Consider the following 13,040-nt stretch of genomic DNA (forward strand, 5'->3'; position numbering starts at 1 on the left):
GTGTCCCTACAGTGGCCTGCCTGACCCCGGGAAGTGAATCACGTACCTTCCTTGGATTCGGTACCTCAACCGTCATCTCCTGCGAGGAGCAGGCCGTGTTTGGAATTGCCAGTAGCAGCGGCCGGGTGCGCGCCGCGCTCGCCATCGCGGCCGTCACGGTCGTCACCGGCTGCGGCGCACTCGGATCGGTCACCTCGAACGCCTCGTCGAGCGGCAGCGGCCTCGAGAAGGTGACACTGAAGGTTTCGATCCTGCCCACCACCGACCTCGCGCCGTTCTGGCTTGCCCAGGACAGCGGCTACTTCGAGGCCGAGGGCCTCACCGTCGAGTCCGTCATCGCCGCCAGCGGCCAGGCCTCGCTGACGAAGTCGATCTCGGGTGACGTCGACATCGCGTTCTCGACCTATCCCCCGTTCTTCACCGCGAAGAGCACCGGCGCCGCCGACATGGAACTGGTCGCCGACGCGACGTCGGTCAACGCGAAGTCCAATGCGATCGTCACGGTTCCGAATTCGCCGGTGAAAACAATCTTCGACCTGGCGGGCAAGAAGATCGCCATCACGGCCAAAAACACGGCGTCGGATCTTCTCACCCGTTCGGTGATGCAAGACCACAACGTGGATTACGGCAAAGTGAATTGGGTGCTGATCCCGCTGCCGAACATCGCCGCGGCCCTGCAGCAGGGCCAGGCCGACGCCGCGTACCTGCCGGAGCCCTACATCACGCAGGCCGCCAAGACGGCGGGCGCGATTCCCATCGTCGACATCAACACCGGCGCGACCCAGGACTTCCCGCTGACCGGCTACGGCGCGACGAAGAAGTGGGTGCGGGAGAACCCGAAGACCCTGGCCGCGTTCCAGCGGGCGATGCAGCGGGCCACCCACGACGCCGTCAACGACCGCGCCAAGGTCGAGCCGCTGCTGGTGCGGTTCGCCAAGATCGACGAGGACACCGCCAAGCTGCTCACGCTGCCGGGCTACGGCTCGATCCTGGACGCGCGGCGCCTGCAACGGGTCCCGGACCTGCTGCTGCAGCTCGGCGCCATCCCGAATCCGATCGACGTGAACTCCATGATCGGACCGCAGGCGGGAAGATGACCCGGCGTCCGGTCACTCCGTGACGACGATGACGTGCAGGCTCCTCGGCCCGTGCACACCTTCCACCCGGGTCAGCTCGATGTCGCTGGTGGCACTCGGGCCGCTGATCCAGGTCTGCGGGCGGCCCGGGTCCAGCGCGGCCACGGCCTGCGGCACCCCGGGCACGATCCGGTCCGCCCGCAGAACGCACACGTGCACGTCCGGCACGAGGCTCAGCGCCCGTCTGCCCTGCCCCGGGCCGTGGTCGAGGACGATCGTGCCGGTGGTCGCGATGCCGAGCGCGGCCGTGGTGACGACGGCGTCGAACCCGGCGAGCCCGGCTGTGGTCTCCGGCGGCGAAGAGCCGTCGACTTCGACCGGGAACCCGGCGGGCACCAGCACCTTCCGCGTCGCTCCCAGGGCCGACCGGATGGCCGCCGGCAGTTCGGCGGTGGTGCACCGCGTGAGGGCGGCGCGGTAGTCGACCACGCGCTCGGCGAACAGGTCGACGACGTCCGCGGCCACGGTCTCGCGATACCCGCGCGGGACCGGGGCTTCGGCCCGGTCCGCGTCCCGCAGCGCGCCGCGGACGGCCGCCAGGATTTCCTCGCGCGCGGTCATCGCTTCCGCCACCAGGACCGGAACGACTCGCGCGGCGGCGCGGGAAGATCACGCGAGTTCGTCCACAGTGAACCCGGCCACGGCAGGCGGGACAGCGCGCGGCGGCCGCCCGGCAGCACGCGGCGCCCGAAGCGGGTCAGAGCCCGGTTCGCGACCCCCAGCCCGCGTTCGGCCAAACCCAGCCGCCGGGCGTCCGAAAGCACCCAGGACGCCGTTTTCATCGCCACCGCCTCGGGTTTCGGTGGTCCGCCGCGGTGCGCGTCGACCACCTGCGACCGCAGGTGCACCAGGACTTCCGGGATGTCGATGCGGACCGGGCACGCCTCGAAACAGGCGCCGCACAGGCTGGACGCGTACGGCAGCGAGTCGGTTTGCGCGTCGACGCCGACGCCCTTGAGCAGCGGGTTGAGGATCGCGCCGATCGGCCCCGGGTAGACCGAGCCGTAGGCGTGCCCGCCGGTCCGTTCGTAGACCGGGCAGACGTTCAGGCACGCCGAGCAGCGGATGCAGCGCAGCGCCTGCCGGCCGACCTCGTCGGCGAGCGCGCGGGTGCGGCCGCTGTCCAGCAGCACCACGTGCATCTCCTGCGGCCCGTCGCCGGGAGTCACGCCCGACCAGGTCGACGTGTAGGGGTTCATCCGCTCGCCCGTGCTGGACCGCGGCAGGAGCTGGAGGAACACGTCGAGGTCGGCCCACGTGGGAATGATTTTTTCGATGCCCACCACCGAAACGAGCACCTCGGGCAGGGTCAGGCACATCCGGCCGTTGCCCTCGGACTCGACGACGACCAGGGTGCCGCTCTCGGCGACGGCGAAGTTCGCGCCGGAGACGGCCATCTTCGCGCGCAGGAACTTCTCGCGCAGGTGCAGCCGGGCCGCGCCGGCCAGCTCGGCCGGGTCGTCGGTCAGGCCGTCGGGCGCGGGACGGCCCGCCGCGCCCATCTCGCGGCGGAAGATCTCCCGGATCTCCGCGCGGTTGCGGTGGATCGCCGGCACCAGGATGTGGCTGGGCAGGTCGTCCCCGAGCTGCACGATGAGCTCGGCGAGGTCGGTCTCCCAGGCGGTGACGCCGTGCTCGGCGAGCGCCTCGTTGAGCCCGATCTCCTGGGTCGCCATCGACTTGACCTTGACGACCTCGTCGACGCCGTGGTCACGCGCGATGCCGGCGACGACGTCACACGCCTCCCGGGCGTCACGCGCCCAGTGCACGGTCGCTCCCCTGGCCTGCAACGCCGCTTCGAGGGTCAGCAGGTGTTCGTCGAGGCGGCGCAGGGTGTTGTCCTTGATCGCGGCGCCCGCCAGCCGCAGTTCCTCCCACTCGGCGACCTCGCCGACGACGGCCGCGCGCTTGGCCCGGATCGTGCCGGTGGCGTGGGCGAGGTTGCGCCGCAGCTGTGTGTCGGCCAGCGCTTCCCGGGCCGCGGCCGGGAACGCGGGCATGCCGACGAACGTGGCGCTCACGCGTCCTCCTCGGTCGAAGCGAGCACGTCGGCCAGGTGCAGCACGCGGACGCCCGACCGCTGCCGCGACAGCAGGCCGCCGACGTGCAGCAGGCACGAATTGTCGCCCGCGACGAGCACTTCGGCCCCGGTTCCCCTTACGTGGCGCGCTTTGTCCGCGCCCATGGCGGTGGACGTCTCGGCGTTCTTCACGGCGAACGTGCCGCCGAAACCGCAGCATTCTTCCGCGGCGGGCAGCTCCACGAGGTCGAGCCCGCGCACCGCCCGCAGCAGCCGCAGCGGGCGGTCGCCGACCCCGAGCATGCGCAGGGAGTGGCAGGTCGGGTGGTAGGTGACGCGGTGCGGGAAGTAGGCGCCTACGTCGGTCACGCCGAGCACGTCGACGAGGAATTCGCTCAGCTCGTACACCTTCGGCCCGGCCTCGGCCAGCGACGGCTCCCCCGCGCGCCGCGCGACCAGGCCGTGCTGGTGCCGGGCCGCACCCGCGCACGAACCGGACGGCGTGACGATGCAGTCGTACCCGGCGAACGCCCGCGCGAACGTGCGGACCACCGGCACGGCTTCGTCCAGGTAGCCGGTGTTGACCATCGGCTGGCCGCAGCAGGTCTGCGCCTCCGGGAAGTCCGCCTCCACGCCGAGGCGGCCCAGCAGCCGGAACACCGCCTTGCCCGTGCCGGGGAACAGCGAGTCGTTGATGCAGGTGACGAGCACGGCGACCTTCATGCGCGCACCTGCCGCCCCATCGTGGCCCTCCATTAAAAGGTTTCAAGTCTGCTGCCTGTTGCAGGCTACTACGCTCGGTTGTTACGTTTCAAGCCCACGCCGATTGTCCGGGAACCGAAGTCCCAGCCAGGGCAGATTTACCCTCCTTGACCGCTCTCGGACGGCACCGCGATCCTGGGACTCTTGTCCGCTTCCGGAGGGGAACCATGCGACGACTCGCGATGCTGCTCTGCGCGCTTTTCCTGACGGCCACCGCTGCCCCGGCGTCGGCCGGTACCCCACCCGATCCGGTGCCCGGCGAAAGACCCCCGCTGGGGATCACCTGGGGTGCCGGGAGTCCCTACTGCGTCTACCAGTTCGGCGAGGACGTCGTGAAAGCCGCGGCCGACCAGCTGGTCACCTCCGGGCTGCGGGACGCCGGGTACGAGTACGTCATGCTGCCCAACTGCTGGCAGGCGGCCCAGCGCGACGCCGACAGCAAGCTCACCGCCCGCGACAGCTTCCCGTCCGGCATTCCGGCGCTGGTGGACTACGTGCACTCGCGCGGGCTGAAGATCGGTCTCTACAGCGGCACGGGCGAGCGGACCTGCAGCACCCAAGCGCCGGGTTCGCGCGACCACGAGGACCTCGACGCCCAGACCCTGGCCGGCTGGGGCGTGGATTACCTGCGCTACGACACCTGTTACAGCGTCAACGGCGACGTGGCCGCGCGGGTCGAGAAGATGGCGGACGCGATCAAGCGCACCGGCCGTCCGATCCCGCTCGAGATCGACGACTACGACCGCAACCAGAGCCCGTGGCTGTGGGCGCGGGCGGCCGGCGCCCAGGTCTGGCGCACGTACAAGAACCCGACCTTCGACTTCGGGTACTCGGCGGGCAGTCTCGACAAGCAGTACGGCCTGGCGGGCTACAACGGCCCGGGCGGCTGGAACATGCCGGGCGCGTTCACCTTCAGCTACCTCTCCGCCGAGGAGCGCCAGGCCAAGCTCGGGCTGTGGGCGGTGCTCAACGCACCACTCGTGGCCGACATGGCGCTGGCGGCCGACACCACGCTCCCGGCCGCCGCGATGGCCAACCCCGACATCATCGCCGTCGACCAGGACTGGGCGGGCGTCGGCGGGCACAAGGTCCGCGACACCGGCTGGACCGAGGTGTGGACGAAGCCCATGTCCGACGGCTCGGCCGTGCTGGTGCTGTTCAACCGCGGCGAACTGGCCGCGCCGATCAGCACGTCGGTGGCCGACGCCGGGCTTCCGGCCGCGGCCGGCTACCGCGTGCGCGACCTGTGGACCGGCGACGAGAGCGAGACGACCGGCGCGCTCGGCGGAACCGTCGGGCGGCACGCCACCACCGTCCTGCGCGTGTGGCCCGCGAACGCGACCGCCGCGCCGCGGACGTCGCTGACCGTCGAGCTGCCCGAGTCCGTGCCGCCGTCCCAGCCGGTGACCGCCACGGTCAAGTTCACCAACAACGGTTCGACGCCCGTCACCGGTGCGCACCTGCAGCTGACCGCGCCCGCGCAGTGGCAGTTCGACAGCGCCGCCGAGGCGGACACCGGGACCGTCGAACCCGGGGACACCTGGGAGACCGCGGTGACGCTGCACCCGGTTTCGACCGCCACCCAGCCGTTCAAGATGCCGGCCACGGTGACGTACGCGACCACCCAAGGCGCGCGGACCGCGACCGCGTCGGCCGAGGCGCCGCTCATGCTCGCGCCGAACCCGCCTTACACCGAGGGGACGATCAGCACGCAGCCCTGGATGTCGTCCGAGAACGGCCTCGGCCCCGTCGAGCGGGACAGCACCGACAACGGCCACCCGCTCACGATCAACGGCAAGGTCCACACCCAAGGCGGCCTGGGCGCGCACGCGCCGTCGGTCGTGCGGTACTACCTCGGCGGCAAGTGCAAGTCCTTCACCGCGACCGTGGGCGTCGACGACCGCGGGCCGGACGGGACGCTCGGGTTCCGGGTGCTCGGTGACGGCGTGGAACTCGAGGCCACCGGGAACATGCGGCACGGGGATCCCACGCAGTACCTCGCCGTACCGGTGACGGGCGTGCAGGTGCTCGCGCTCGCGGTCGACGACGCGAGCGACGGCTCGGCCGGGGACTGGGGAGACTGGCTGACGCCGTACGTCAACTGCTGAACGACCGGTGGTGCCCCCGGTTCGCACCGGCGGCACCACCGGTTCCGTCAGAAGCCGGGGAACACGCGGCGCAGGTCGTCGAGCGTGACGTCACCCTCGACGGTGACGCCCTTGTCGTACGGTGCCTTGAGGCGGCCGCTGAGCAACCGGACGAACGCTTCCGCCGGCCCGTCGAACGTCGCCGAGGGCGACTCGAGACGCGGCACCACGGCCACGGCGTCGTCGATCACCAAACCGGCGCCGGGAACCGCGACGGACACCGGCTTCTCGAGTTCGGCCGGCTTCGCGAGGAAGCCCAGCATGAACCCCAGGTGCCCGGTGAGGAGCTCGACGAGCACCGCGGCCGAGCCGGCGTCCACACCGGCGTCCGGGTCGAAGGCCACGCGCACGTCCCACGAGTGGTTGGCCACCTCGCTGAGGCGCATGCCCAGCGCGGTCACCAGCGGGACCGGCTCCGGCAGGAAGCCGAGGTCGACCGTCAGCGACGCACGCTGCCCGGGCGTGAGTGCTTCGACCGTGTCGAGCCAGCGGCGGTTGGCCTCCAGGAAACCCTCGGCCTGCGCGCGCGGCGTGGACGCGTCCCAGCGGGCCCAGATCGTCTGGTTGTCTTCGGCCGCCACAGTTTCCCCCGCGGCCCGTGCGATGGGCGCGCGGCCGATCTCCGCACCGCTGCCGAGGTGGGAAAGAACCTGGGCGACGGTCCATTCCGCGGCACCGCCGGTGGCGGCCAGCTGGTCGTCGCTCAAGGTACGGACGAGACCGGCGAGCACGTCGTATTCGGAGCGGAGGGCGGTGATCGTGCGATCCACGAGTTGACTCATGCCACGCTCAACTCACGGAGGGACGCGTGTGTTCCGGCTCAGCGGCGGCCGGTGGCCAGGACGACGAGGAACTGGCCGCCGCCCGCCTCGACGTTCGCCGTCACCGGCAGCCCCGGTACCAGCCGGGAAAACCGGTCCACCAGCCACTCCGCCGCCTCTTGGGCGTCCTGCTTCGTCGGGCACCGGGCCACCATCTCGCGACCGCCCTTGCGCTCCAGCCTCCCGGCGACGGTGATCAGCGGCGCGGGTTCGGCCACGTGCAGGCGATCCGGCCAGGCGATGACCACCTTGACCGCGCCCTTGCGGCTGTTGCACCCGCGGTGCGCGAGCCGCTCGGCGACCTTGGCCTTCCGGTCGGCGGTCCGGCTGTCGACACTGGGCCCCCGCGGGTCGTTCACCGACATTCCGGGATCGACCGGTTCGTCGCACACCCAGCATCGCCAGCCGTCGCGCTCGGCCACTTCATCGAGGAGACTCACCCGGGCAACCTAGCCGTCCGGCCGGACGGCGGTGCTACCCGCCCGGCCGTTCGATCCCGCCGTGGCCGGCCAGTTCGGGGTTGCCGATCCCGACCGCGGCGACGACGAGGTCGAAGACGCCCAGCACGATCGCGACCACGCCCACTTACGGGACAGGCGGTACGGCCGCGGCCACTCCGGCCGGGCATTCCGTAGCTGTTCAAAGTGGACAGTTGCCGGACGGTCAGGTCGCACCGCGAAATCCCGAGCAGCGCCCGCCCGGCCTGCGCGCTGGTGCCGACCAGGGTCACCCACAGCCCGATGGCGACGACCGCGACCACCAGGGAAGAACTGCCGGGCTGCACCGCCGCCCGGCCCCGGCGCCGTTGACCGCCGACGCGCTCGAGACCGGCGACGACCTGCAGCTCCCCGAGCACGACATGCCAGCACCGCTCGCCGCGGTCCGCCACCGGTTCCCCCCGGCGCCCCGCCACGGCGCGGCCTGAGACCTCACCGGGCGCTCCCTCGGATCAACCGCAGAAGGCGAGCAAGTCGGCCACCCGTGCGTCGCGGGTGCCCAAGGGGGCCAGGTGGAAGCGGTGCTCGATGGTGGCCATGATCGACGTGGTGTCGTGGGAGGTGTGGTCCACGCCGAACGGCCGGCGCAGCTGCGGCGAGATCAGCAGGGCGGGGATGCGGGTGCCCGGTCCCCACTGGTCCGCGACGGCGTGCCGTCCGGCTGGTGGTGCCACGTGGTCCCACTGGCCGCCGAACTCGTCGTAGGTGACCACGATCAGCGTGTGCTCGGCGTCCGGGCCGTTCTCCACGGCCTTGATCAGGTCGACGAGGTGGCGGCTGCCGGCGTCCTCGCTGGCGTAGCCGGGGTGCTCGTTCTCCTCGCCGACCGGCTTGACGAAGCTCACCGGCTTGAGGTGCCCCGTCTTGGCGGCGCTGACGAACTCGGCCTCGTCCCGCAGGTGGGCGGCGCGGGCCGCGGTGCCGGGGGCCAGGTCGGCGTAGTAGTTGAACGGCTGGTGGTGGTACTGGAAGGTGGCGTCGGGGCAGTTCGGGTAGACCGCGCCCGTGGCGGTGCGCGGGCTGGTGCAGGTGCCCGGGGTGGTGCCGTTGGTCCAGCCGGGGCCGCCGACGTTGCCGTTGGCGTTGTCCCAGCCGCCGGAGTACCAGGCCCAGTCCACCTTCGCGGCCGACAGGCGGTCGCCGATGGTCGGGGTGGTCTGCGGCGGCAGCCGCCGCGACACCGGGGTGCCCGGCTGGTACGGCTGGTAGGGCGGCTGGATGGTGTTGACCGCGTAGTCGCCGCACACCGTCCCGGCCGGCGGCGCCCCCACGTTCGCGGGGACGGCACAGCCGCCACCGGCGGTGGCGGCCTGGGTCAGCGCGCGGTCGGCCGTGCCGGGAGTCGCGGGGTGCAGCGGGGTGCCCGCGGGGAAGCCGTCCGGCCCCACGATCGAGTGCAGGTCGTCGGCACCGCCGTCGCGCACCGCCCCGGGCCAGACCGGCGTGTTCGGGGTGATCAGCCACTGGTGGTTGAGGAACGACCCGCCGAACGCGCCCTGGAAGAAGTGGTCGGCGACCACGTAGTCCGGCGCGTGCCTGCCGTGCAGGTACTCGTAGATCGGCAGGCCACGCGTGTCGTAGTGGCCCATGGTCAGCCCGACGGCGTCGCTGCCCGCGACGTAGCGGTCCATCGCGCCGCCGTGGATCTGGTACTGCTCGTTGTAGAAGCGGTGGACGAGATCACGGGTGCACCCGCCGGGCAGGCCCTGTCCCTTGGGGACGCCGTTGGGCAGGAACACGCCCGGTGCCGGGCACGTGGTGTCGGCGGGCCGGATGTAGCGGTCGATCTCGAAGGGCCGGTTGGCGAACGCCGAGCTGACCGGCGTCGTCCCGATCGTTCCGGTGCAGGTGACCGGCAGCGGCGGCGAAGTGAGGTTGACGTCGTTCTGCGGCAGGCACGGCAACGCCTGGCCGTCCGGGGCCACCTGGGTCTGCGGCCGGGCCCGCCGGAGACCGTCGACGCCTTCCCAGCCGCCGAACAGGTTGTCGAAGCTGTGGTTCTCCTCGTAGATCACCACGATGTGGTCGATCCCCCGGCCGTGACCGCCGTGGTCAGGGTGTGCCACGGCCGTGCCGGCGCTCGCCAGCAGGGCCGGCAACGCCGTGGCGACCACGGCGCCTCGCAGAACCGTCCAGGACCTCATCCCGCACCTCCCAGGATCGACCGCTCTGCAGCTTCGTCCACCACAGCGCGGCGCACAAGTCGCTCCCGCGAACTTCCGCCGCGGCGAGGCGACCGTCCACATGTGAATTTCCTTCAGCGGCGGTCGAGCACGCCGACCGCCGCGAAGAGGGCTACAGTGATGGACAGCGTGGTCGAACCCGTAGCTGCGCAAGATCCTCGTCCGGGGACTCAGGTCACGGCGAGGTGCCGGGCTTCCCCTGTGCGCTGTGTTCTTTTCGGTGGCCGCGCCGACGCTTCGCCCCATTGGTTCGGGAGCGCCCAGCCATGCCTTCACGACTTTCGGATTCCGCACCTCCGCCCACCGCGGCGGAGCGGGCACCCCGCCGCCAGTACGCCGAAGTGGTGTTGACCGTCCGGCGAATTCCGTGGCGGCACGATCTGGTGATCATTTCCGCCGCCGGGGAAATCGACACCGGTTCCGTCCGGCTGCTGCAGCGGGCGCTGTGGCAGGACCTGCCCGCCTGCCTCGTGCTGGACCTGTCCGGGGTGACCTTCTTCGGCTCGGCGGGGCTGCGCGCGATCGAGGGCGCCGTGAGCCGGGCCTGCGCCGAGCGCCGCCGGCTGGGGATCGTCTCCGCGGCCCGCGCGGTCGTTCGCCCCCTGCGGATCTTCGGCATCGACGCCCGGGTCGGCATCTACCCGATCCTCGCCGACGCCCTGCGCGAAGTCCCGGTGTCGCCACCGCCGGCCACGATCCGCTGACCCCTCGCCGCTCGACACCGCGTTTATTCCCGTGCCCCGGCACCGTCCCAGCAGCTGGCCGTGTCCGCCCGAGAGGCGGAATCCGGCGCAGACTGGGGGCAGCAGCCGAGGAGAAGGGGACGCGGGATGGCATCAGGAACCGGCCCACGGATCGCTGTCGCACTGGACGGGTCGGGCTGGCACCCCGCCGCGTGGCGCGAACCCGGCGCACGGCCCCGCGAGCTGCTGACCGCCGGCTACTGGACCGACCTGGTCCGCGAAGCCGAGGCCGGCAAGCTGGACTTCGTCACCATCGAGGACTCGCTGGCCCTGCAGACCGGGCCGGGCGAGCGGACCGGCATCGTCCAAGGCCGCCTCGACGCCGTGCTCACCGCCGCCCGCGTCGCTCCGCTGACCTCGCACATCGGGCTCGTACCGACCGCGGTGGTCACCCACACCGAGCCGTTCCACCTGTCCAAGGCCATCGCCACGCTCGACTACGTCAGCACCGGCCGGGCCGGCGTCCGCGTGCAGGTCGCCGGGCGCGCCGAGGACAGCCGGCATTTCGGGCGCCGTGAATCCGGCGAGCTCCGGCTCGAGGACCTGTTCGACGAGGCCGCGGACTACGTCGAAGTGCTGCGCCGGCTGTGGGACAGCTGGGAGGACGACGCCGAGATCCGCGACGTCGCCACCGGCCGGTTCGTCGACCGTGAAAAACTGCACTACATCGACTTCACCGGCCGCTGGTTCTCGGTCAAGGGCCCGTCGATCACCCCGCGGCCGCCGCAGGGCCGGCCCCCGGTCACCGCGCTGGCCCACGCCGCCGTCCCCTACCGGCTCGCCGCCCGCTCGGCCGACGTCGTCTATGTGACACCGTTCGACCGCGAGCAGGCCGGCGCGATCGTCGCCGCGGTGCGCGACGAGCAGGAGAAGGCCGGGCGCGGCGCCGAAACCCTGCACGTCTTCGGCGACGTCGTCGTGTTCCTCGACGAAACCGAGCAGGCCGCCGTGGACCGCAAGGCCCGGCTCGACGAGCGCTCCGGCGCCGAGTACACCTCCGACGCCCTCGTCTTCACCGGCACCCCGGCCGGCCTCGCCGACCTGCTGCTCGACTGGCACGACGCCGGGCTCTCCGGCTTCCGGCTGCGGCCGGGCGCGCTCCCGCACGACCTGACCGCGATCACCCGCGGGCTGGTCCCCGAACTGCGGTCCCGAGGCGCCTTCCGGACCGAGTACGAGGCGAGCACCCTGCGCGGGCTGCTCGGCCTCGCCCGTCCCGCCAACCGCTACGCCGCCGTCTGAGGAGGCCGAGATGTCCCGCAAGCAGATCCACCTCGCGGCGCACTTCCCCGGCGTCAACAACACCACCGTGTGGAGTGACCCCGAAGCCGGCAGCCACATCGAGTTCAGCTCGTTCGCCAAGCTCGCGCGGACCGCCGAGCGCGCGAAGTTCGACTTCTTCTTCCTCGCCGAAGGGCTGCGGCTGCGCGAGCAGAACGGGCAGATCTACGACCTCGACGTCGTCGGCCGCCCGGACACCTTCACCGTGCTGGCCGCGCTGGCCGCGGTCACCGAGCGGCTGGGACTGGCCGGCACGATCAACTCGACGTTCAACGAGCCGTTCGAGGTGGCCCGGCAGTTCGCCTCGCTCGACCACCTCTCCGCCGGGCGCGCCGGGTGGAACGTCGTCACGTCGTGGGACGCCTTCACCGGCGAGAACTTCCGCCGCGGCGGGTTCCTGCCGCAGGACCAGCGCTACGAGCGCGCCGAGACGTTCCTGCGCACCGCGTGGGAGCTGTTCGACTCCTGGCGCGGCGACGAGATCGCCGCCGACGCCGAGACCGGCGAGTTCCTGCGGGATCCCGCCGCGGGCACCTTCGCCCACCACGACGCCCACTTCGACATCGAGGGCCGGTTCCCGGTCCCGCGCAGCCCGCAGGGCCGCCCGGTGATCATCCAGGCCGGCGACTCCGAGGAGGGCCGCGAGTTCGCCGCGGCCACCGCCGACGCGATCTTCAGCCGCTACGGCACCCTCGAAGCCGGGCAGGCGTTCTACGCCGACGTCAAAGGCCGGCTGGCGAAGTACGGCCGGAAGCCGGAGCAGCTGGTGATCCTGCCCGCGGCGACGTTCGTGCTCGGCGACACCGACGCCGACGCCGACGAGCGCGCCCACGTCGTGCGGCGGCAGCAGGTCAGCGGCCAGACGGCGATCAAGTTCCTCGAGCAGGTCTGGAACACCGACCTGTCCGGCCACGACCCCGACGGCCCGCTGCCCGCGATCGACCCGGTGGTCGGGGAGACGATCGCCCCCGGCCGAGCGAGCGTCCGCATGTACCGCGACCCCGTGGCGACGGCCCGCGAATGGCGGCAGCTGGCCGAGGCGAAGAACCTTTCGACCCGCGACCTGATCATCGAGGTCACCGGCAGGCAGACGTTCATCGGCTCGCCGTCGACCGTGGCGGCGGCGATCGACGACCTCGTCCAGGCCGACGCGAGCGATGGCTTCATCCTCGTCCCGCACGTCACGCCCGGCGGCCTCGACGAGTTCGCCGACACGGTCGTGCCGCTGCTGCAGGAGCGCGGCTCGTTCCGGACCGAGTACACCGGTGCCACCCTGCGCGACCACCTCGGGATCGAGCCGGCCGGGACGTGAAGAACCCGGGACCGCCGCCGGCCCCATCGGCGACGATCCCGGGTCCGTTCCGCTCATTCCCCAGTGCGCGTGCCCGTGGTCCCCTCAGGACCCCATCACGTCAAGCTGACGCAGCCCACGGCACGCGCGGTTTCCGAA

General features: G+C 71.8%; 12 protein-coding genes. 6 read left to right on the plus strand and 6 right to left on the minus strand.

Features of this window, described 5'->3' with window-relative positions; genetic code table 11:
• Positions 1-95: 95 nt before the first annotated feature.
• Complete coding sequence (locus CF165_RS31240; protein WP_093951186.1) at positions 96-1,097, plus strand: ABC transporter substrate-binding protein; 1,002 nt, start codon at positions 96-98, stop codon at positions 1,095-1,097.
• 12 nt (positions 1,098-1,109) lie between these two features.
• Here the strand turns inward: CF165_RS31240 and CF165_RS31245 are convergent, their stop codons facing one another.
• From CF165_RS31245 to CF165_RS31255, 3 genes are read right to left on the minus strand one after another with little or no spacing between them, the layout of a single operon-like run.
• The gene (locus tag CF165_RS31245) at positions 1,110-1,697 is read right to left on the minus strand and encodes a LutC/YkgG family protein (protein WP_093951187.1); all 588 of its coding nucleotides are present in this window, start codon (positions 1,695-1,697) and stop codon (positions 1,110-1,112) included.
• A complete protein-coding gene (locus CF165_RS31250; protein WP_093951196.1) occupies positions 1,694-3,136 on the minus strand; it encodes a lactate utilization protein B in 1,443 nt (480 codons plus the stop codon). Before CF165_RS31250 ends, CF165_RS31245 begins: the two co-directional genes overlap by 4 nt.
• 17 nt (positions 3,137-3,153) lie before the next feature.
• Entirely contained in the window at positions 3,154-3,879 is a 726-nt protein-coding gene (locus CF165_RS31255) for a (Fe-S)-binding protein (RefSeq protein WP_093951188.1), read from the minus strand.
• 206 nt (positions 3,880-4,085) lie between these two features.
• Here CF165_RS31255 and CF165_RS31260 point away from each other — a divergent pair, with 206 nt between their 5' ends.
• Positions 4,086-6,026: an NPCBM/NEW2 domain-containing protein gene (locus CF165_RS31260; RefSeq protein WP_093951189.1), complete on the plus strand. Its 1,941-nt coding sequence runs from the start codon at positions 4,086-4,088 to the stop codon at positions 6,024-6,026.
• Positions 6,027-6,073: 47 nt separating this feature from the next.
• Here CF165_RS31260 and CF165_RS31265 read toward each other — a convergent pair whose 3' ends face one another.
• Both CF165_RS31265 and CF165_RS31270 read right to left on the minus strand, forming a co-directional pair.
• Positions 6,074-6,847 carry a maleylpyruvate isomerase family mycothiol-dependent enzyme gene (locus CF165_RS31265; protein ID WP_093951190.1) on the minus strand — a complete coding sequence of 258 codons (774 nt, stop codon included), beginning with the start codon at positions 6,845-6,847 and terminating at the stop codon, positions 6,074-6,076.
• A 38-nt stretch (positions 6,848-6,885) separates the two neighbouring features.
• Complete coding sequence (locus CF165_RS31270) at positions 6,886-7,326, minus strand: hypothetical protein (RefSeq protein WP_093951191.1); 441 nt, start codon at positions 7,324-7,326, stop codon at positions 6,886-6,888.
• A gap of 212 nt (positions 7,327-7,538) precedes the next feature.
• Here CF165_RS31270 and CF165_RS50445 point away from each other — a divergent pair, with 212 nt between their 5' ends.
• On the plus strand, positions 7,539-7,811 hold the full coding sequence (locus CF165_RS50445) for a hypothetical protein (RefSeq protein WP_143268705.1): 273 nt from the start codon (positions 7,539-7,541) through the stop codon (positions 7,809-7,811).
• Positions 7,812-7,835: 24 nt separating this feature from the next.
• Here CF165_RS50445 and acpA read toward each other — a convergent pair whose 3' ends face one another.
• On the minus strand, positions 7,836-9,527 hold the full coding sequence (gene acpA, locus CF165_RS31280; RefSeq protein WP_093951192.1) for an acid phosphatase: 1,692 nt from the start codon (positions 9,525-9,527) through the stop codon (positions 7,836-7,838).
• 305 nt (positions 9,528-9,832) lie between these two features.
• Between acpA and CF165_RS31285 the strand changes: the two genes are divergently transcribed.
• The 3 genes from CF165_RS31285 to CF165_RS31295 all read left to right on the plus strand — a co-directional run bounded on the left by CF165_RS31285 (position 9,833) and on the right by CF165_RS31295 (position 12,902).
• Positions 9,833-10,270: an STAS domain-containing protein gene (locus tag CF165_RS31285; RefSeq protein ID WP_093951193.1), complete on the plus strand. Its 438-nt coding sequence runs from the start codon at positions 9,833-9,835 to the stop codon at positions 10,268-10,270.
• Between the two features lie 126 nt (positions 10,271-10,396).
• Positions 10,397-11,551, plus strand: a complete 1,155-nt coding sequence (locus CF165_RS31290) for an LLM class flavin-dependent oxidoreductase (protein WP_093951194.1) — start codon at positions 10,397-10,399, stop codon at positions 11,549-11,551.
• 10 nt (positions 11,552-11,561) lie between these two features.
• Positions 11,562-12,902: an NtaA/DmoA family FMN-dependent monooxygenase gene (locus CF165_RS31295; protein ID WP_093951195.1), complete on the plus strand. Its 1,341-nt coding sequence runs from the start codon at positions 11,562-11,564 to the stop codon at positions 12,900-12,902.
• Positions 12,903-13,040: the final 138 nt, after the last annotated feature.

This window comes from Amycolatopsis vastitatis, from assembly GCF_002234595.1.
Taxonomy (GTDB): Bacteria; Actinomycetota; Actinomycetes; order Mycobacteriales; family Pseudonocardiaceae; genus Amycolatopsis; species Amycolatopsis vastitatis.

Bases quoted from the DNA above. Each gene is read 5' to 3' on its own strand.
- CF165_RS31245 (WP_093951187.1), bottom strand. From the start codon at position 1,697: ATGACCGCGCGCGAGGAAATCCTGGCGGCCGTCCGCGGCGCGCTGCGG.
- CF165_RS31250 (WP_093951196.1), bottom strand. From the start codon at position 3,136: ATGCCCGCGTTCCCGGCCGCGGCCCGGGAAGCGCTGGCCGACACACAG.
- CF165_RS31255 (WP_093951188.1), bottom strand. From the start codon at position 3,879: ATGAAGGTCGCCGTGCTCGTCACCTGCATCAACGACTCGCTGTTCCCC.
- CF165_RS31260 (WP_093951189.1), top strand. From the start codon at position 4,086: ATGCGACGACTCGCGATGCTGCTCTGCGCGCTTTTCCTGACGGCCACC.
- CF165_RS31265 (WP_093951190.1), bottom strand. From the start codon at position 6,847: ATGAGTCAACTCGTGGATCGCACGATCACCGCCCTCCGCTCCGAATAC.
- acpA (WP_093951192.1), bottom strand. From the start codon at position 9,527: ATGAGGTCCTGGACGGTTCTGCGAGGCGCCGTGGTCGCCACGGCGTTG.
- CF165_RS31285 (WP_093951193.1), top strand. From the start codon at position 9,833: ATGCCTTCACGACTTTCGGATTCCGCACCTCCGCCCACCGCGGCGGAG.
- CF165_RS31290 (WP_093951194.1), top strand. From the start codon at position 10,397: ATGGCATCAGGAACCGGCCCACGGATCGCTGTCGCACTGGACGGGTCG.
- CF165_RS31295 (WP_093951195.1), top strand. From the start codon at position 11,562: ATGTCCCGCAAGCAGATCCACCTCGCGGCGCACTTCCCCGGCGTCAAC.